The sequence below is a fragment of the Actinoplanes sp. NPDC004185 genome, from assembly GCF_053603475.1.
The window spans coordinates 126,017-144,694 of record NZ_JBSGFR010000026.1; the positions used below are offsets into that span (position 1 = coordinate 126,017).

At 71.5% G+C, this 18,678-nt stretch carries 15 protein-coding genes; 5 read left to right on the forward strand and 10 right to left on the reverse strand.

Annotation, left to right across the window (positions count from 1 at the left end):
- Positions 1-296: 296 nt before the first annotated feature.
- From ACWEOZ_RS26030 to ACWEOZ_RS26060, 7 genes are read right to left on the reverse strand one after another with little or no spacing between them, the layout of a single operon-like run.
- The gene (locus ACWEOZ_RS26030) at positions 297-1,307 is read right to left on the reverse strand and encodes a molybdopterin-dependent oxidoreductase (protein WP_451913279.1); all 1,011 of its coding nucleotides are present in this window, start codon (positions 1,305-1,307) and stop codon (positions 297-299) included.
- A 26-nt stretch (positions 1,308-1,333) separates the two neighbouring features.
- The gene (locus ACWEOZ_RS26035; RefSeq protein WP_451913280.1) at positions 1,334-2,944 is read right to left on the reverse strand and encodes a carboxylesterase/lipase family protein; all 1,611 of its coding nucleotides are present in this window, start codon (positions 2,942-2,944) and stop codon (positions 1,334-1,336) included.
- A 10-nt stretch (positions 2,945-2,954) separates the two neighbouring features.
- Positions 2,955-6,056 (reverse strand): family 78 glycoside hydrolase catalytic domain, encoded by a 3,102-nt coding sequence (locus ACWEOZ_RS26040; protein ID WP_451913281.1) that lies wholly within the window; start codon positions 6,054-6,056, stop codon positions 2,955-2,957.
- Positions 6,057-6,091: 35 nt separating this feature from the next.
- Entirely contained in the window at positions 6,092-7,357 is a 1,266-nt protein-coding gene (locus ACWEOZ_RS26045) for an ABC transporter substrate-binding protein (RefSeq protein WP_451913282.1), read from the reverse strand.
- Positions 7,358-7,377: 20 nt separating this feature from the next.
- Complete coding sequence (locus ACWEOZ_RS26050) at positions 7,378-9,984, reverse strand: family 78 glycoside hydrolase catalytic domain (protein WP_451913283.1); 2,607 nt, start codon at positions 9,982-9,984, stop codon at positions 7,378-7,380.
- On the reverse strand, positions 9,981-10,802 hold the full coding sequence (locus ACWEOZ_RS26055; protein WP_451913284.1) for a carbohydrate ABC transporter permease: 822 nt from the start codon (positions 10,800-10,802) through the stop codon (positions 9,981-9,983). The genes ACWEOZ_RS26050 and ACWEOZ_RS26055 overlap by 4 nt, the downstream gene beginning before the upstream one ends.
- A complete protein-coding gene (locus ACWEOZ_RS26060) occupies positions 10,799-11,731 on the reverse strand; it encodes a carbohydrate ABC transporter permease (RefSeq protein WP_451913285.1) in 933 nt (310 codons plus the stop codon). Before ACWEOZ_RS26060 ends, ACWEOZ_RS26055 begins: the two co-directional genes overlap by 4 nt.
- A gap of 222 nt (positions 11,732-11,953) precedes the next feature.
- On the opposite strand from ACWEOZ_RS26060, the gene ACWEOZ_RS26065 reads away from it, so the two are divergent.
- The gene (locus ACWEOZ_RS26065) at positions 11,954-13,003 is read left to right on the forward strand and encodes a LacI family DNA-binding transcriptional regulator (protein ID WP_451913286.1); all 1,050 of its coding nucleotides are present in this window, start codon (positions 11,954-11,956) and stop codon (positions 13,001-13,003) included.
- Positions 13,004-13,093: 90 nt separating this feature from the next.
- Here the strand turns inward: ACWEOZ_RS26065 and ACWEOZ_RS26070 are convergent, their stop codons facing one another.
- Both ACWEOZ_RS26070 and ACWEOZ_RS26075 read right to left on the reverse strand, forming a co-directional pair.
- Entirely contained in the window at positions 13,094-14,032 is a 939-nt protein-coding gene (locus tag ACWEOZ_RS26070) for a class I SAM-dependent methyltransferase (RefSeq protein ID WP_451913287.1), read from the reverse strand.
- Positions 14,029-14,667 (reverse strand): GbsR/MarR family transcriptional regulator, encoded by a 639-nt coding sequence (locus ACWEOZ_RS26075; RefSeq protein WP_451913288.1) that lies wholly within the window; start codon positions 14,665-14,667, stop codon positions 14,029-14,031. The genes ACWEOZ_RS26070 and ACWEOZ_RS26075 overlap by 4 nt, the downstream gene beginning before the upstream one ends.
- On the opposite strand from ACWEOZ_RS26075, the gene ACWEOZ_RS26080 reads away from it, so the two are divergent.
- From ACWEOZ_RS26080 to ACWEOZ_RS26095, 4 genes are all read left to right on the forward strand, one after another.
- A complete protein-coding gene (locus ACWEOZ_RS26080) occupies positions 14,650-14,985 on the forward strand; it encodes an SAM-dependent methyltransferase (RefSeq protein WP_451913289.1) in 336 nt (111 codons plus the stop codon). The genes ACWEOZ_RS26075 and ACWEOZ_RS26080 overlap by 18 nt on opposite strands.
- A 10-nt stretch (positions 14,986-14,995) precedes the next feature.
- Positions 14,996-15,550, forward strand: coding sequence for a hypothetical protein (locus tag ACWEOZ_RS26085; protein WP_451913290.1), 555 nt, complete (start codon positions 14,996-14,998; stop codon positions 15,548-15,550).
- Between the two features lie 84 nt (positions 15,551-15,634).
- On the forward strand, positions 15,635-15,982 hold the full coding sequence (locus tag ACWEOZ_RS26090; protein ID WP_360552715.1) for a YciI family protein: 348 nt from the start codon (positions 15,635-15,637) through the stop codon (positions 15,980-15,982).
- Between the two features lie 2 nt (positions 15,983-15,984).
- Entirely contained in the window at positions 15,985-17,178 is a 1,194-nt protein-coding gene (locus tag ACWEOZ_RS26095; RefSeq protein ID WP_451913291.1) for an RNA polymerase sigma factor, read from the forward strand.
- 105 nt (positions 17,179-17,283) lie between these two features.
- Here the strand turns inward: ACWEOZ_RS26095 and ACWEOZ_RS26100 are convergent.
- Positions 17,284-18,678 (reverse strand): DUF4132 domain-containing protein (locus ACWEOZ_RS26100; RefSeq protein WP_451913292.1); only part of this gene is annotated, 1,395 nt, incomplete at its 5' end.

The following is an 18,678-nucleotide window of genomic DNA, read 5'->3' on the forward strand; positions in this document are numbered from 1 at the left end:
TCGCCGTTGGCCGCACCGTCAGCCGCTGACGGCCACCACGGCGATCGACACCCAGGATCCCCGGCCGGTCGACCCCGAGCCGGCTGACGCCTCGCGGGTACGGGTGGGAGCGCAGTCCCGAGAATCTCTTCGTCGGACATGCCCCGACGCTATGGGCCGGGCCGGGGGGCCGAATCGGTCGTCCTACCGAGGCAGCACGGGCTTCCCTGGCTCGCTTGTCGGGCGAATTACCTAGCCGGCGTGAGCCGGGCCCGGACGGCGATCTGGCTCCGGGACCGGCGCGGCGAACTGCCGGCTCAGCTCAGCGGGAAGATCGACTGGGCCCAGGCCGGCCGGGCCGACGGCTGGATCGAGGTCACCCACTTCACCCACCAGAAGCCGCGCCGCCCGGGAGCGACGATCCGCGCGGGATAGCCACTGCCGTACGGCAGGCTGCGGCCCCCGACCGCCGTCACCAGCCACACGTCGTCCAGCGTCGACGCCCCGAACCAGCGGGCGTAGCCGGTCACCGACCGCACCTCCACACTGCGCCACTCACCCCGGGCAACTCCCGCCGCGGCGAGCAGGTCACTCAGCCGTACGCCGTCCCACTCCTGGCTGCTGAACCAGCCGCTCGTGCAGTCCAGCACCGCGGTGAACCGTTCGTGCGGCAGGCCGGTCACGGTGGACAGGTCGAAGGCCGCGGGGCCGACTCGCAGCGTCCACCCGTCCGGGTCGAGGCGCTGGATGCCGTCGTTGAGCCAGGACGTGAAGAGCAGCTCGTCCTCGGGCACCGAGCCGGTGAACCGCCGGTCGGTCGCCGGGCCGGTGTCCCAGGCGGCGGTGGCCACGGCCGCGCCCGCACCGAGGGCCAGCAGGCCCAGCATCGCCCGCCGGTCCGCGTCGGCGCGCCGGGGCCGGACCGCGTGCAGCAGGAAGTGCGCGATCACGGCGGCCAGCGCGCCCACCGCCGCGCCCACATGGATCTGCATCAGGGTGAGCGGGCCGACCCGTTCCAGGTGCCCGGTGGAATGGATCAGGCCGCTGGCGATCGTGATGACCACGAGCCCCGCCAGGGTGAGCGACAGCACCTTGATCGCCGTGCGACGCCGCGGCCGGCGCAGGCCGCGGCGGATCACCACGTACTTCCACGGCGTCACCAGCAGGACGGCCAGCGCACCGGCGGCGTGCAGCTGGATGAGGTCCAGCCACCAGTTGACGCCGATCGTGTTGGCGCCGAGCCCGGTCAGCACGCCGGCGACCAGCAGCAGCCCGAGCAGCAGGTCGGTGCGCCGGCCGGCCTGCCTGCCGCGCACCCGGATCCGCATGCTCCGACGCTAGCGCAGCTGAGCCCTCATTCCCGGTCGCGCCAGAACAGCCGCTCCTCCCGGTCCGGGTCGTGGACGATCCTGCACTCGGCGTCGAGCCACATCGTGGCGCGTTCCTTGCGCGTGTACGCGGGCCACCGTGGCACTCCCGGCGCGGCCGGGCGCCCGTACCGCGCGAAGCCGGCCCACAGCCCGCTCATGTGGCGTGCGGTCGCCAGTTGTCCGGCCGGCCGGTCGCCGGGGAGGGTGGCGAACTTGAGGGGGATGTCGGAGGCGTGCGGCGAGCCCAGCGGGAAGGTCGTGCCCGGCACCAGCGTCGGGTCCGGGTACGCCAGCTGGTACATGAACACCGGCGCGGCGTGCTGGGCCGCCTTGGTCTCCGCGATCGTGATGGCGTCACGCCAGATGGGCGACGTGGTGATCGCGAAGTACAGCTGGGCCGGGGTGGCGGTGGGCCGGGACCGGCGGAACGTCGCGATGATCCGGTCGAGCTCGGCGCCGTGATAGGTGCCGGCCAGCCTGGTCCGCAGGCCGGCCTCGTCGATGCCGAAGATGTCGGGTGGCCCGAAGAGGCTGAAGAACACCGTCTCGTCGCGGCAGGTGCCGACCATCAGCGGCTTGCCGGCGGAGAAGGGTGCGGCACCGTCGGCGAACGGGTGGCGCGGGATGACCCGGCCGTCGACGAACGCACCGAAGCCGGGCAGCGGATCGGGGTCGCCCCAGGGCGCTACCCCGTTCGCGGCTTCGGACTGCTGGACCTCCAGGAGTCTCGCGGCGGGAATGCTGTGCAGCCGGGGAATGTCCGCCCTGGTCAGTCCGAGCAGTTCCAGGGTGCGCTCGGCCCGGGCCGTGGCGCCGTCGCGCGTCGGGAAGCGCAGCGGCGCGGCGCTCTCGATCGAGGCCTTGTGGAACAGCCGGGCGGCACTGGGCATCGTGTAGACGGCCGCGGTCTTGGCGCCGCCGCCGCTCTCGCCCCAGACCATGATGTTGTCCGGGTCGCCGCCGAAGTTGCCGATGTTGTCGCTGGTCCAGCGCAGGGCGGCCAGGATGTCCAGCATGCCCTGGTTGGCGGCATAGTCACCGTGGGCGAGGTCGCCCAGGAACAGGTAGCCCAGCAGGCCCAGCCGGTGGTTGGACTCGACCACCACCACGTCGTGGAGCCGGGCCAGGCGGGTGCCGTCCTGGCCGGTGGCCGAGCCGGAGCCGATCATGTAGCCGCCGCCGTGGTTGTAGAACATCACCGGACGTCGGCGGCGATCGGCGGCCGGGGTCCAGATGTTGAGGTAGAGGCAGTCCTCGGCCGGGGCCGGCATCCGGCCGTTGCCGCCCGGGCCCATCTCGGCCCCCGCCACCTGGAACGCCGGCCGGGGGAAGCTCACGGCGTCGCGGACCCCGGACCAGTGCCGGGGTGCCTTCGGGGCCTTGAAGCGCAGGTCACCGAGCGGTGGGGTGGCGTAGGGGACGCCGAGGAACTTGACGATGCCGTCCTCGCGCCGGCCGCGTACCTTGCCGTAGCGGGTGGCTGCCTCGTCGGTCTGCCGGCCGCCGTGGGCCTGAGCCGGCAGCGGCGCCCCGGCCACGGCGGCCACGGCCAGCGAGCTGCCGAGGAGCGCCCGGCGGGTCATTCTCGGGTTCATCGGTTTCTCCTCAGCGTGCGGTGAAGGTGTGCGGCCCGGCCGGTACGGCGTAGACGGCGTACGCACCGTCGATGCGCTGGAACGTGGCGCGCCCGGAGGCGGTGACGTCCCGCCGGCTGTGCGCCGGGATCCACACCTCGGCGCGGGTGTTGGCGGGCACGGTGACGGCCAGGGACAACCGGCCGTCCTGCTTGACCCAGCTGCTGCGGGCGGTGCCCTGCGCGGTCTCGTAGGAGCCGCTCGCCCTGGTCAGGTCGCCCACGGGCTTGGGCTGGAAGATCAGGCTGCCGTACGCGGTACGGCCGGCCCGGATGCCCGCGATCCCGGCGTGGAACCACTCCTCGATCTGGGCCAGGATCATGTGGTTCTTGGAGTCGCCGCGGTTCCAGCGTTCGCCGATGGTGGTCATGCCGCCCGGGTTGGCCGGTGTGGAGGCCAGGAAGTAGCCGTAACCGGGCTGGTCGTCCTGCTGCAGCACCTCCCAGAGGACGTCGTCGCGGTCGCCGTTCATGAGCGCCCGGACGATCGGTCCCATGCCGATGGTGCCGCCGCTGAGGTGCGGTCCCGTGCCGTTCGGGTGGTACGCGTACACCAGCTCGACGAGAGCGTTCAGGACCTTGCCGCGGCTGTCGGCGGGGACCAGGCCCGCGTCCAGGGCCAGCGCCTGCGCGGTCTGGGAGGCGCCGTCCGTACCGTTGTTGCCGTTGGTGGTGTAGCGGCCCAGCGCCTCGTTGAAGAAGGCCTCGTGGAACGCGGTCCTGATCTGCTCGGCCAGGGCCGCGTAGCGGGCGGCGTCCGCGGTGTGCCCGGTCAGGGTGGCCATCCGGGCCATCGCCTGGATGGTGAGGTGGTAGCCCCAGGTGCCGGTGATCCGCCCGGAGGTCGGCTCGTCGCCCACCCAGTCGCCCAGCGCCGCGTCGACGATGAAGCCGTTGACCTTCTGGCGCTGCAGGTAGTCGACGAAGCGGACCATGCGGTCGTAGTACGCGCTCATCAGGTCGGTGTCGCCGTACAGCTGGTTGGCGATGGCCGGGACCAGCACGATGGCGTCGCCCCAGTTGATCTCGTCGCCGAAGCGGCCGGTGTAACCCCAGTCGTAGACCGGCGTCTTGAGCGCGACGTTGCCGGCCATCGGGGTGTCGGCCAGCGACTGCCCCTCGACCAGGTGCCGCATGGTGGTGCGCAGGAACGCGTTGAGCTGGAAGTCGCGGTGGATGGCCCCCATCGGCATGGTGTAGTCCGCCGGGTAGGACAGCTTCTCGCGGCCGGGGCAGTCGGTGAAGACCGACATGATGTTGGCCGCGAACGAGTACCGCGCCATGGTGTGGATGCGGTTGACCCGGGCGTTCGACGAGCTGAAGGTGCCCGCGACGGGGGTGTCGGCCTGCAGGCGTACCCCGGTGATCACGTCCTTGCCCGGCGTGTAGCCGGCCGGCAGACCGGTGACCTGGACCCACTGCATGCCGAAGTAGTTGAACTGCGGATGCCACTTCTCCCCGGTACGGGCACCGGCCGCGGTGTAGGTGTTGAACAGGTCGGTGCCGCGGGAGCCGCCGCCGCCCATGAGCGAGGCTTGATCGACGGTGCCGTCGGCGTTGAGCGACTCGGCCGGGGCCATCTTCACCGTGGTGCCGGCCGGTACGCGATCGAGGTTCAGCCGCGGCCAGCCGACGATGTTCTGGCCGAGATCGAACACCCACGTGCCGGGAGCCGGGTTGGTGACCGCCACCGGCTCGAACTCCTCCTGCACGGTGACCGGCTCGGCGGCGCGGGCGACGAGCTTCGTGGCCAGGTTGGGCGGCGGCGCCAGGCCGGCCCTGACCCAGCCGGTCGGGGTGCCGTCGCGGCGGGTGGCCGACGGGCCGAGGTCGGCGCCCGGCCGGTTCCAGCCCGGCTGCTCGCGGCGGGCGTCGTAGTCCGAGCCGGAGTACCAGGCGTCGGTGACCAGCGGGCCGAGCGCCGTCCGCCAGGACCGGTCGGTCACGATCGTGTCGGAGCTGCCGTCCCGGTAGGTGATCTCCAGCCGGCCGATCAGCCGCGGCGTGACGGCGGCCCCGGCACTGGCGTCGCTGGCGGCGATGTTGTTGCCGGAGCCGGTCACCGTGGCACCGGCCGGGTGGCCGAGGGTGAGGGCCGGCGTGAACGTGATGCTGTCCGCCCCGATCGCGGTGATGACCCGCGACTCCAGCCGGTCCCCTCCCCCGCCGGTGTCGACGTTGACGGTGCCGCCGACGTGGTACCCCGCGACGTCGCTGACCGTCACCGTCGTCGCGCCGGCCGGGGCTTCCGCCGCCAGGGTGCCGTTGCCCTTGAGCTGGCTCTGCCACCACGAGTACGGCGCTGTCCGCCCGACACCCGGGTTGGTGACACTGCGCCGCACGTAGGCCGGACCGTTGCCCAGTTCGACGCCGAGCAGGTTGGCGCCGGTCCGTACCGCCCCGGTCAGGTCGTAGGTGCGGTACTCGGTGGACAGCTGATAGTTGGAGTTGCCGGGCGCGAGGACCTCGTCGGTGATCTCCCGGCCGTTGACGGTGGCGTGATGCAGGCCCACTCCGGACAGGTAGAGCCGGGCGTCGGCGACCCGTTTGCCGTGCGGAACCCGGAACGGGCGGGCGAAGATCGGCATCGGCTGGTTCTCGGCCCGGTCCGGGTAGTCGATCCAGCGGGCCGCGCCCCAGTCGCGCGGGTCGAGCAGACCCATGCTCCAGCGGGCGGGCGCGGACCAGGCGGACGGGTTGCGGTCGGCGTCCCAGACGCGTACGCGCCAGGCGACGGTGTCCCGGGAGCCCAGGTCACGGCCGAACCGCACCTGCTGGCGGTCACCGGACACCCGGCCGGTACGCCAGATGAGCCGCCCGGCGCGCAGCTCGGCCACGGTGGCGGCGGCCTGCACCTCGTACGCGGTCTGCCGGTCCCCCGGGCAGACAGCGCGCCGGCAGGGCCCGGTCTGCACCATCTGCCAGGCCAGCGTCGGCCGCACATTGCCGAGACCCACGGGCCAGTCGTACCGGCCATCCACACTGAGCCGCACCACCCGCACATCACCGGATGACCGCCCGGTGGCCTGCGCCGGCACCGCGGCGCCGAGGGTGAGCAGAAGTGCCGCCGTCATCAGGGTCGCGGGTCGTCCGATCGGGGACATCACCGTTACTCGCCCTTCTTGTATTCGGCGTCCATGTCCTTGAGGACCTCGTCGGCGGTGGCCTGGTTGCTGAAGACCTCCTGCAGGCCGCTGAGCATGGTCTGCTGCACCTTGGCGTTGGGCCACAGCTGGTCCATGAACGGCACCGTGCGGTTGTCCTTGACGAAGGTGGTCAGCTCGGTCAGGCCGGGGTCGACCTGAGTGCCGGCGTTCTGCAGGGTGGGCAGGCTGCCCTGCTTCTCGTTGAACACCTTCATGCCGGCCGGCGACATCACGTACGAGATGAACTTCAGGGCCAGGTCCTTGTTCTTGGCCTTGGCGTTGACGCCGTAGCCCGCGCCCGCGGCGGCCGGCATCAGGAAGGTGGCCGGGTCGTCGGTGCCGGGCAGCGGCTTCATGGTGAAGGTGCCGCCGGGGTTCTTCTGCTTGAGCAGGCCGATGATCCAGTTGCCCTGCACGACGCCGAGGGTCCTGCCGGTCGCGGCGAGGGTCTGGCTGGCCTCGTAGCTGGTGCCCAGCGGGTTCTTCTGGAAGCAGCCGGCCTTGCTCATCTCCTGGTACTTGGCCATCGCGGTGGTCCACGGCGAGCCGGCGAAGGTGGCCTGCCCGTTCTGCATCTTGGTGTCGAAGTCCTTGTCGGCGCCGAAGACGACGTCGGCGGCGAGCGCGTACAGCACCAGCTGGGTGACCCAGTTGTCCTGGATGCCCAGGGCGAACGCGGGCGTGCCCTTGGCGGTCGCCGCGCGGCAGAAGGTGAGCAGGTCGGTCCAGGTTCCCGGCGCGGTCAGGCCGGCCTTCTTCAGGGCCTGGTCGTTGTAGACGGCGCCGATGCCGTTGAGGCCGAACAGCGCGTTGTAGGTCTTGCCGTCGTACTGGGCGACCTTCTGGAAGGCCGGCGGCAGCTGCGACGCCCAGGGCTGGCCGGACAGGTCGAGCAGGTAGCCGGGCTTGGCCAGGACGTACGTGGCGCCCGGGTTGCCGTTGCCGGGCCAGACCGTCATCACGTCCGGCGCGGTGCCTGAGGACAGCTGGGTACGGATCTGCTGCTGGTACTGGTCGGCGCCGGCGGTGGTCAGGGTGACCTTGACGCCGGGGTTGGCCGCCTCGAACGCCTTGACGACATCCTCGATGGAGCCCTGGTCGACCGAGGCGAGGGTGAGCACATTGGAGTCGCCGCTGTCGGAGTTGGCTTCGGTACCGCTGCTGCACGCCGCGGCCAGGGTGAGCGCCGTCAGGGCCGAGACCACGGCGGCGAGTCTGCGTGTCTTCATGATCGCTCCCACGTTGGAGATCAATAAGAGGTGGCGGTGAAGGTGAAACGGCCGGACGTCAGTCGCACGGTGGCTCCGCGGGCGGACGGTTCGGCCGGGACGGGAGCGCCGCTCTCGCGCACGCTGCCCGGGTCGGAGGTCGGGATCTCCAGGACGGCGGTGCTGCCGGGCGGCACCGCGACGGTGACCGTGAGCAGCTCGCCGTCCAGGGACCAGCCGCAGGCGACGCGCCCGCGGGCGGTCTCCTGCTCGGCGCGGGCCCAGGTGAGCCGCCCGCCGGGTTGTGGCCTGAGCAGCAGCTCGCGGTAGGCCACCGAGCCGGGCGTCTGGTCGATCCCGGCGACGTGGCCGTAGAGCCAGTCGCCGATGCTGCCGAGGCTGTAGTGGTTGAAGGAGTTCATCGCGGCGGACTGGAACCCGCCGTGCTCGGTCCAGCCGTCCCAGCGCTCCCAGACGGTGGTGGCGCCGTGCCGGATGGAGTAGCCCCAGGACGGGAACTCGTCCTGGTGCAGCAGGGCGTAGGCGAGATCGGCGCGGCCGTGCTCCGACAGCACCGGGCACAGCAGGGACACGCCGACGAAGCCGGTGGTGAGCCGGTTGCCGCGTTTCTCGATGTCGGCGGCCAGATGGCCCACCGCGGCGCCGGCCAGCTCCGGCGGAAGCAGATCAAAACCCAGGGCCAGGAGGTACGCGGTCTGGGTGCCACCCTCTACGGCGCCGTCCGCATCGACGTACGTGTCGATGAAGGCCTTGCGGATGGCGGCGTGCAGTGCCCGGTACGGCGTGGCGTCCCGGCCGAGCACCTCGGCGGCGTCCGCGACGAGCTGCGCGCTGTGGGCGAAGTAGGCGGTGGCGAGCACGTCGCGGGGGGTGTCGGCGTCGACCTGCAGCCAGTCGCCGTACGAATTGCCGGTGCGGTTCCGCCAGAGCAGGTCCAGGTTGTGCCGGCGGATGTGCTGCACCCAGGCGGCCATCGCGGCGAAGCTGCGTTCCAGGGTGCGCCGGTCGCCGTAGGTGCGCCAGAGCAGCCAGGGAATGATGACGCCGGCGTCGCCCCAGGCCGGCGCGCCTTCGCGGTCGAGGACCAGGACGGGCGCGACGTCTCGGAAGGCGCCGTCGGCGTTCTGCCCGTCGATCACATCGCGCAGCCAGCGGGCGAAGAACGCGGACACGTCGGCGTTGCGCGTCGCGGTCGGCGCGAAGACCTGGGCGTCGGCGAGCCAGCCGAGCCGCTCGTCGCGTTGCGGGCAGTCGGTGGGCACCGCCACGAAGTTGCCGCGCTGCCCCCAGCCGATGTTCGCGTGCAGCTGCTCGACCATCGGGTCCGAGCACGCGAACCGACCGGTGGACGGCGTGTCGCTGTGCAGGACGCGGGCGCTCACGTCGGCGGCGGCCGGCTCGCCGGGGTGACCGGTGATCTCGGCGTACCGGAAGCCGTGGAAGGTGAATTGCGGCTCGAACACCTCGTCGCCGCCGGCGGTCACGTAGGTGTCGGTCGCCCGGGCCCGGCGCAGGTTGTCGAGGTAGAGCTCGCCGCCGGTCAGGACCTCGGCGTGGCGCAGCACGATGCGGTGGCCCGGCTCGGCGTCTCGGATCCGCAGCCGGACGCGGCCGACCAGATTCTGTCCGAAGTCGACGATGAAACGCCCGGGTCCGCGCCGCTCCACGGCCACGGCGGGCACCTCGGCGGTGACCCGGATCGGCTCGTCCGGCTCGGCCACCAGCGGGCCGGGTTCGGTGTCGAGCACAGCCACCGGCGCGGCCGGACCGGCGTGGTGGCCGGCGTCGACGAACTGGCCCATCAGCAGGTCCGCCGACCGGATCAGGCCGGGCCGCTCCCGCCAGTCGCCGTCGGTGGCGATCACCCGCCGGGAGCCGTCGGCGAAGTCCAGCACCAGCTGGGCCAGGTACGCCGGCGCGGTGCCGTAGTGCCGGGCGGGCCAGCTCGGGTCGAACCCGACGTGGCCGCTCCACCAGCCGTCGGCGACGATCGCGCCGAGGACGTTGACGCCGGCGCGCACCTGCCCGGTGACGTCGTACGTCTGGTACTGCAGGCGGTGGTGGTACTCGGTCCAGCCGGGCGCGAGCTCGTGGTCGCCGATCTTCTCGCCGTTGAGACCGGGCTCGTAGACACCGTGGGCCGTCGCGTACAGCCGGGCCCGGACCGGTGGCTCGGCCAGCTCGAATTCCCGCCGCAGGTACAGCGGTGCCACGGCCGGGTCGGGGAAGGAGCGTTCCTCGTCGGTGGGTGGGTCGACCGGCGGCAGCGTCACCGGGTCGCGGCCGATCCACACCGCGCTCCAGTCGTCGCGGTGCAGCAGACCGGTCTCGAACCAGCTCTGCGCCTGTCCCGCTTCGGCACCGGTCTCGTCCCACACCTGGACACGCCAGTGATAGCGGGTCGCCGACTGCAGGACCGGGCCGTCCCACGGCACCAGCAGGGTCTCGTCGCTCTCGCGGCGGCCGGTGTCCCAGACGATCCGGCCGAGGACCTCGGCCGTGATGCGGTAGGCGGTCTGCGCCGCGCCTCGGCGGTCGCTGCGCAATTTCCAGGACAGCCGGGGCTGTCGCTCACCGAGGCCGAGCGGCTCGGTGCGTTGTTCGGTGGTCAGGCCGTACGGTGTCATCCCTTGAGCCCTCCGGCGAAGCCGTTGATGATGCTGCGCTGCAGGGCCAGGTAGACCGCGAGCACCGGCACGATGCTGATCAGCAGGGCCGCGAAGATGAGGTTCCAGTCGGAGACGTACTGCCCGACGAAGCCGGCGATGGCGACGGGCATGGTCTGCTGGTCGCTGCCGCTCAGATACAGCAGCGGGGTGAAGAAGTCGTTCCAGACCGCGACCGCGTTCAGCACCAGGGCGGTGACCGTGATGGGCTTGAGCATCGGGAACACGACGTAGCGGAAAGTCTCCAGCGGTGTGGCGCCGTCGATCGACGCCGCGTCCTCGAAGTCGGCCGGCAGGGCGCGCAGGAACCCGGCGTACAGGAAGGTCGTGAACGGCACCTGCAGGCCGGAGTAGAACAGGATCAGCGACCACACCGAGCCGAGCAGGCCCAGGTCCCGCACGGTCTGGTAGAGCGGCAGCGAGGCGAGCTGGAACGGCAGGATCAGGCCCAGCATGATCAGCAGGTAGGTGCCCCGGGACCAGCGGGCGGTCGACCGGGCGAGCGGGTACGCCGCCAGGGCCGAGACCGCCAGCACGACGAGCACACTGGCCGCGGTGACCAGCACACTGTTGACCAGGGCGCCGCCGAGGCCGGCCGCCTGCCAGGCCTCGGTGAAGTTGCCCAGCGTCGGGGCGGTGGTCGGGCGGATCGGCGACGAGGTGTCCGAGGCGGGCCGCACGGCCAGGTTGACCAGGACGTAGACCGGGAAGGCGAAGACGACGCCGACCGCGATCATGAGCGCTTCGAGGCCGAGAGTACGTCTGGTGTAGCGGTTCATGAGGCCGCCCTCTCGTTACGGGAGAGCACGGCGTACTGCCCGGCGGAGATGACCGCGACGATGACCGTCAGCACGACGGCGAGGGCGACGCTGTAGCCGAACTCGCCGAGGGTGAAGGCGTCCTTGTAGATCAGGGTCGAGATGGTGTCCGTGGCGTGGCCGGGGCCGCCGCCGGTGAGCGCGTACACCTGGTCGAAGAGCTTGATCCCGCCGATGATCGACAGCATCAGGTTGATCGTGATGGCCGGCGCCAGCAGTGACCGCACGATCGACCAGAAGCGCCGGACCGCGCCGGTGCCGTCGATCGCCGCGGCCTCGTAGATCTCGCGCGGGATGGACTGCAGCCCGGCCAGGAAGATCACCATCGAGTAGCCGGCGAACTGCCAGACGACGACGAGCACGATCATCCACAGCGCCAGGTCCGGGTCGCCCAGCCAGTCCTGGCGCCACGAACCGAGCCCCACCGCGCCGAGCACGCTGTTGACCGCGCCGTCCGGGCCGAGCAGGTTGCGCCACAGGTAGGCGGTCACGATGGGCGTGATGACCGCCGGGGCGAACAGCAGCACCCGCAGGACGTTGCGGGTCTTGATCATGCTGTTCACGCCCAGCGCGAGCAGCAGGCCGATGCCGTTCTGGATGACGGTGATGGCCACCGCGATCACCAGGGTGTGCCACACGGCCTGCAGCGCGTCGGCGTCGCCGGCCAGGTCGGCGAAGTTGCGCAGGCCGACGACGGCGAAGTCGGGGTCGAGGCCGTCCCAGTCGGTGAACGCGTAGTAGACGCCGCGGGCGCTGGGCACGAGCACGACGAAGGTGAACAGCGCCAGCGCCGGCAGCATGAACCACCAGGGCGGGGCGACCCGCCGCCGCGATGCCCGCGGGGCCGGTGGGGCGTGGCCGGGTGGCCGGACTTCGAGATCAGGTGTCACGGGGGCCCACTTCGCTTGAATCGTTTCATCGACACGCCGCCGACCGGGCGGGCACGAACAGGGAGGGGCGGAGCCGCCGCCGACCAGGCGACCGGAGTGGCGTGGGTAACGTTCTCCAAATGTTTCGCCGACACTACGAGCCGGTGCCGAACACGTCAAGGGTTTCCTGCTCCGGGCTGGTGATCTAGGGTGGGCAACGTTGCCCTAATCGAGGAGTCCTCCGTGCCGAGACAGCCGAACGCCGCGCGCCGCGTCACGATCGTCGATGTGGCTCGGCACGCCGGCGTGTCGACCACAGCGGTGTCCAAGGTGCTGCGCAACGCGTACGGCGCCAGCCCGCAGATGCAGACCAGGGTCCGGTCGGCCATCGAGGAGCTGGGCTACCGGCCGTCAGCCGCGGCCCGGGGACTGCGCGGGCAGACGTACACCATCGGCGTGATGCTGCCGGAGATCCGCAACCCGTTCTTCGCCGACGTGCTGGACGGGGTGGCCGAGCACCTCGACGGCACCGACTACCAGTTCTTCATGGCCCAGTGCTGCAACGACGAGGCCGGCGAGGCCCGCGTCATGGAATCCATGATCGACCGCAGCATGGACGGCGTCATCCTGATCGCGCCGATCTCCGCGCGGAGACACCTGCAGGCCGTCGCCCGGACCGTGCCGACGGTCGTGATCGGCCGGCACGGCCACTCGCCCGACTACGACACGGTGACCGACGACGACTTCGCCGGCGCCGGCCTGGTCGTCGCCCACCTGGCCGAGCTCGGGCACCGCCACATCGCCCACATCGAACACCTGGAGAAGGACCCGGTACGCCTCGTCGAGATGCCCAACGCCCAGCGCGCCGACGGCTACCGCCACGCGATGAACGCCCACGGCCTGGCCGACGGGATCGGCGTCGTGTCCACCACCTACACCCAGGAAGGCGGCTACCTCGGCGCCCGGAAGCTGCTGGCCCGCCCCCGCCGCCCCACGGCCATCTTCGCCGGCGCGGACATCGTGGCCATGGGCGTGCTGGACGCCCTCACCGAAGCGGGCCTGTCCACGCCGCACGACATCTCGCTGGCCGGGTACGACAACACGACCTTCGCCGCGTTCGGGCCCATCTCGCTGACCAGCGTCGACCAGGCGGGGCACCAGATGGGCGTCAACGCCGCCCGGCTGCTGCTGGACCGCATCACGGACCGGACCAGGCCGACAGCACAGGTGAAACTCTCCCCCGGCCTGGTGACCCGGCGATCCACCGCGGCGCCACCGGCGGTCCAGCTCTGACCGAACGCCCTTCAGTCCGGCGCGCCCGGTGACAGGCAGAGCAGGTCACCACCGGTAGCGCCGCCATCGCCTGCGGCCGCGGCGGCGATGTCACCGCGGCATGTCGCCGTCACCCGCGGTGCGTTGAGCCTTTCGGCCAGGTGGGGCATCTGCCGACCGGTCCGCGTACACGAATCGTTCGATCTGCGACACGGTGACGTCTCGTCCGAGGGGGCGCAGGTAGCGTTCGGCGTATTCGGTGGGCCCGACTTGTTCGTGCTCGGTCCAGCCGTAGGTGCGCAACAGTGCGGCGGTCTCTTGGGGAAGCAGCCCGAAGTGCCAGACGTGGCGTCTGGTGACGAATTCATCCCGTGCGGGTGCTGCGCCGTAGTCCTCGCTGCCGTCGAGGAAGTCGCGGCGGAGGTAGGTGAAGATCAGCCGGCTTCCCGGCGCGGCCGCACCGAGGCTGGCCAGGGTCCGGCCGACCGCGTCCTCGGTCAGGTACTGGGTGACGGCCTCCCAGATGAACATGGCCGGCGCGTTCCAGTCGAAGCCGTTGCCGGTGAGCGTCGCGGTGAGGTCGTCGGTCTCGAGATCGACGGCCGCGAGGGTGGTGCCGGCGGGTGGCCCGCCGTAGGCCTCGGTGAGACGACGGCGCTTGTAAGAGATGTTCGCTTGCAGGTCGGTCTCGAAGGATCGGGCGCCGGCCGGGGCCACGAGCCGGCGGGGACGGGTGTCGAGACCGGCGCCGAGAAAGACGAACTGTTCGATGCCGTCGTGCAGAGCGTCCCGGACTTTGTCGTCCGCGTACCGCTTGCGGCACAGCATGCCGGCCCAGAGGCCTTGCGCTTTGCTGTCAGTGGCCCGGACGAGCAGCTGGTGGACCGGTTTCCAGCGGCAGGCGCGGACGATCAGGCGTTGACCGGCGGGCAGCAGGCGCACCGCGTCCGGGTCGTCGAACAGCCGTTGGTCGGCGGGGAGGAGCTGCTCGCACGCGGCGATCACCATCGGGCCGAAGGCGGTCTGCGCCGCGGGTGGTCGTGCTGTCATCCTCTTGGCTCCTTGGCTGCGCGGGTGGTTGAGGGCAGCGGCGGCGCGTCGTCGAAGATCTGTTGCATCCATCGGAAGACGTCGTTGGCGGCGGCCATGCGTGCGCCACGATCGGGTGATGGACCGGCGAGCGGTGCGCCGTCGCGCAGGATGGTCCCGAGCGCGGCCAACGAGGCGATCTGCCGCTGGACGACTTTTTCCCAGGCATCGTCGTCGACGCGGTAGTACACGGTCCGGTTCGCCGGCTTGGTGAGGACGCGGACGAACCCGACGGAGCTGAGCAGGCGAAGGTTCGTCGACAGCGACGCCCGGCTGGCCCCGATCGCGGACGCGATCTGCTGCGCGGACTGCTCGGGTGGGTCGCAGATCATGAGCCAGCCGAGCACGCGCCCGGCGATCAGGGGTACGCCGTCCTGGTCCGAGCAGTACTTGGCCAGCCGTTCCACCCATTCCAGGACGTCACCTGAAGGGCCGGCCGGGAGCTCGCCGGACATGTCTTCAGTCGGTGATGGCCGTTTCATAAATTTCAGTCTTGACTGAAACAGCTTCTGTGTCCAGAGGGGAGGGTCGGACGCGAAGATCGGAACGGCGATCCCACGCAGACCGGCCAGATCCTGATGAACATCCTGGGCCACGTCAGCGACCTGGACGAGGCCGCCGGCATCGTGGGGCAGCTCATGGCCGCCCTGCCGCCGGGCAGTTACCCGGTGACCGCCGACGGCACCGACGTCATCGACGGGCCCGCCTTCTCCGCGGCGATCGACGTGGGGAACGCTAACGCCCCGCTGGCGTACCACCTGCGCCACCCCGACCAGCTGGCCCGCTTCCTGAACGGGCTGACCGTCGTCGAGCCGGGCCTCGTCCCGTGCTCGCAGTGGCGTCCCGCGCCCGATGCCACGCCTGAGGACCTCCGGGCGGTCGACGAGTACGGCGCCGTTGCCGTCAAGTCCTAGGGTCGCCCGTATGACTGAGCGAGTCGCTTTCCTGCTCCCCGGCCTGCGCTACTCCGCGGAGCGGCCGCTGCTGCACGTCGCCGGGGCGGTGTTCGTCAAGCACGGCTGGGCGATCCGCGAGGTCCGGTGGCCCGACGACCCGCCGCAGCTGGAACGCGGGGACATGGCGGGCTGGTCCGCCCGGCTCAGCTCGTTCGTGAACGCCCACGTCAGCCGGCTCCTCGACCAGGAGTCCGCACCGGCTGTCGCCCTGGCCGGCAAGTCCATGGGGGCGTTCGCCGCGGCGACGGCCGCGGACCGCGGCCTGCCCGGCATCTGGCTGACCCCGATCCTGCGTGACTCGCCGGTGCCGGCCGACCTGCGTCGCGCCACCGCGCCGTTCCTGCTCGTCGGCAGCGCGGCCGACCCGTCGTGGGATCCGGGGGTCGCCCGCGGTTCCGGGCAGCCCTGGTACGAGGCCCCGGACGCCGACCACAGCATGGAGACCCCCGACGACCCCGTGAACTCGATCGACGTGCTGCGCCTCGTCTGCGTCGCCATGGACAGCTTCGTGAGCAAGTTGTAGGAAATCCGATCGGCCGGGCTGTCGAAATCGGCGCTCGCCGTTCGTCTCACTGCGACGATCTCAGAGACCGACCGAGGAGTGACGATGAAGTACATCATGCTGATCTATCAAGGCCCGGCGATCGAACGGCAGAACGCGCTTCCCGAGGAGGACCGCAAGCAGGTCTACGCCGACTACCAGGGGATCAACGAGACCCCCGGCGTCACCCCCATGCCGCCGATGGGGCTGCCCGAGAACGCGACCACGGTCCGGGTCGAAGGCGGCCGGACGCTGACGACCGACGGCCCGTTCGCCGGGATGAAGGAGTCCGTCGGCGGCCTGTTCATCCTCGAGGCCGACAACCTCGACGCCGCCATCGAGGTGGCCGCCCGCGTCCCGGCGGCCCGCTACGGCGGCGCGGTCGAGATCCGGCCTTCACAGGTGTACTGGTAACCATGCTCGACGAGGTCTTCCGCGAGGAGTGGGGCCGCGTCCTGGCTACGCTGATCGGCGTCCTCGGCGACTTCGACCTCGCCGAGGACGCCGCCCAGGAGGCGTTCGCCATCGCCGCCGATCGCTGGCCCCGCGACGGCGTGCCGGGCAACGCCCGCGCCTGGCTGATCACGACTGCCCGCAACCGGGCCACCGATCGCATCCGCCGCGACCGGACCCTCGCCGCCAAGGCCGGCCTGCTCGCCGCCCGGGAAGCCGAGGCGCCGATGACCACCACCGCGTTCCCCGACGAGCGGCTGGAGCTCATCTTCACCTGCTGCCACCCGGCCCTCGCCGTCGAGGCCCAGGTCGCGCTCACCCTGCGTACCGTGGGCGGCCTGACCACCGACGAGATCGCCCGCGCCTTCCTCGTCCCGGAACGCACCATGGCGCAGCGCCTGGTCCGGGCCAAACGCAAGATCAAGGCGGCCCGGATCCCGTTCCGCGTGCCGCCCGGCCACCTGCTGCCCGAACGCCTCGACGCCGTGCTGACCGTCGTGTATCTGATCTTCAACGAGGGCTACGGTGGCCGGGACGACCTCGCCGCCGAGGCGATCTGGCTGGCCGGTGCGCTGACCGAGCTGCTGCCCACCGATCCGGAGGGGCGCGGACTGCTGGCAATGATGCTCCTGCACGACTCCCGCCGCGAGACCCGCTTCCGGGACGGTGAGCTGGTGCTGCTGCCGGATCAGGACCGCTCCCGGTGGGACACCGCGCAGATCGGCCGGGGACGGGCCGAGCTGGACCGGGCGATCGCCCTCGGCGGCCGCGGACCGTACGTGCTGCAGGCGGCGATCGCGTCGCTGCACGCCGAGACACCGTGTGACTGGGCGCAGATCGCCGCGCTGTACGGCGAGCTCGCCCGCCTGACCACCTCCCCGGTCGTCGACCTGAACCGGGCGATCGCGGTCGCGGAGACCGAGGGGCCGGAGGCGGGTCTGCGCATCGTCGACGGGCTCGGGCTGGACGACTTCCGCTACCTGCACTCGACCAGGGCCGAACTGCTGCGAAGGCTCGGCCGCACGGATGAGGCCCGCGCGGCGTACCGGCGGGCGAGAGAGCTGACGGACGACGGGGCCGAACGGCGGTTCCTCGAACGCCGCCTGACGGAACTGGCGGGACTGCCCGCTCAGCCGCCCGGCCCACCGCGCGGGTGATCCGACGGTCGTCGGTGGGCAACCGCGTCGTTCGGTGGGCCGCGGTCCACTCGCAACTGGGCCTCGCGGGGCGACCTCGGCGAGCGGGCTATGCCGCGGAGCGCCCTAGCGACCGGCGGCGACGGGCTCCGCGATCATCGTCAGGTCCCTGATCACCTCCGAGGCGGCGATCGCGCCGAGCGCCGTGAACGGTTGGCGGCCGGGTCTGTCGTCGAGCCTCGACCGGCCGTGGACGTGGATGTTCTCCAGGGTCTGGTCACCGAGCCCGTCGGGATCACCGACGGCGATGCCCGGGTCGAGCTCCACGACCACGGTGAAGTCGCCGGCGACCCGTTCGATCCGGCTCTGCACGCCGGCGTCCTGCGGCGCCTCCCGCCGCCAGCCCCGACGCTCCAGGCCGAGCACGCGGGTGGCGGGCACCTGGGCCCCGAGGAACCGTTTCAGGCTCTCGTCGCCGGCCGGGTACGTCTCCCGGCTGAGCTGCGGGAACGGCTGGACGATCTCGTAGTCGGCGAAGACCTCACCCCAGGCGGGCAGCGCCTCCCCCAGGTCGAGCGGGTGCGCGACGCCGACCGTGACGTCCTCGGGCAGGGCGTACGGCTCGTCGGCGGCGTCGGCGTAGCTGCGGTCCTCGGCCACCCGGAACGAGGCGCCGTCCGACACCGTCCACACGAGCCGCCGCACGATGTGCCAGAGCAGCGGATGACCGGCGAAGTAGCGGGCGAACTCCTCCGGCGTCCACCGCCGTCCGGTGACCATGGCCTGCTCCAGCCGCCGCACCTGATCGGCGGCGACCGTCCGCACGTCCTTCTTCAGCGCGGTGAACTGCTGGTGGGCGTCCTCGGCGAGCGGCTCCGAAGGCTTCGGCAGCGCCGTGAGCCGCTTGCCGGCGGCATCCGAGACGTAGGGCCGGAGCTGCTCGTCGAAGCCGACCCGGAACTGCCGGGATCCGTAGTCGAGCGTCATGCTCCCGTCGGCGCCGAGGCCGAAGTCGGGCACGAGCCGGTCGGCCAGCTGCTCGGCGGTGAGCCCGAGCGAGTCGGCCACCTCGGTGATCTTCTCCTCGGCCGCGGTCTTGAGTCCCTTGAATCTGGCCCGTTGCGAGATGCCGTACAGCCGCGTCAGCGCCTCGTCACTGCCGATCGCCGCCAGCGCCCGGACGCCGGCGACCGCTTTGGTGTGCCCGCCGTCGGCCGGCCACACGAGGATCAGCGGCGTGAGCCGCCGGACGGTCGTGTCGTCGCCGAGCAGCGCCAGCGCGTCGAGCACCCAGCTCTGCTTGGCGTCCGCCCCGGCGAGCTGCCACGCCTCGAGCAGCCCCCACGCGAACTCGGCCAGGTCGTCCGGCTCGCAGGCCGCGGCCACGAGCCCGATCCCCGCATACGGCTCGTCCAGCTTGGAGACGGCCAGCGCCGCGAGCGCGACCGAGGCAAGATCCGCGGGCCTGAGCGGGAGTCGCGGCCGTCCCCGTACGGGCTCGTCGACTTCGGTGGGACCGGC

Excerpts from the sequence above, each read along its gene's own strand:
- ACWEOZ_RS26030 (WP_451913279.1), bottom strand. The coding sequence starts at position 1,307 with ATGCGGATCCGGGTGCGCGGCAGGCAGGCCGGCCGGCGCACCGACCTG.
- ACWEOZ_RS26035 (WP_451913280.1), bottom strand. The coding sequence starts at position 2,944 with ATGAACCCGAGAATGACCCGCCGGGCGCTCCTCGGCAGCTCGCTGGCC.
- ACWEOZ_RS26040 (WP_451913281.1), bottom strand. The coding sequence starts at position 6,056 with ATGACGGCGGCACTTCTGCTCACCCTCGGCGCCGCGGTGCCGGCGCAG.
- ACWEOZ_RS26045 (WP_451913282.1), bottom strand. The coding sequence starts at position 7,357 with ATGAAGACACGCAGACTCGCCGCCGTGGTCTCGGCCCTGACGGCGCTC.
- ACWEOZ_RS26050 (WP_451913283.1), bottom strand. The coding sequence starts at position 9,984 with ATGACACCGTACGGCCTGACCACCGAACAACGCACCGAGCCGCTCGGC.
- ACWEOZ_RS26055 (WP_451913284.1), bottom strand. The coding sequence starts at position 10,802 with ATGAACCGCTACACCAGACGTACTCTCGGCCTCGAAGCGCTCATGATC.
- ACWEOZ_RS26070 (WP_451913287.1), bottom strand. The coding sequence starts at position 14,032 with ATGACAGCACGACCACCCGCGGCGCAGACCGCCTTCGGCCCGATGGTG.
- ACWEOZ_RS26080 (WP_451913289.1), top strand. The coding sequence starts at position 14,650 with ATGAACATCCTGGGCCACGTCAGCGACCTGGACGAGGCCGCCGGCATC.
- ACWEOZ_RS26085 (WP_451913290.1), top strand. The coding sequence starts at position 14,996 with ATGACTGAGCGAGTCGCTTTCCTGCTCCCCGGCCTGCGCTACTCCGCG.
- ACWEOZ_RS26090 (WP_360552715.1), top strand. The coding sequence starts at position 15,635 with ATGAAGTACATCATGCTGATCTATCAAGGCCCGGCGATCGAACGGCAG.
- ACWEOZ_RS26095 (WP_451913291.1), top strand. The coding sequence starts at position 15,985 with ATGCTCGACGAGGTCTTCCGCGAGGAGTGGGGCCGCGTCCTGGCTACG.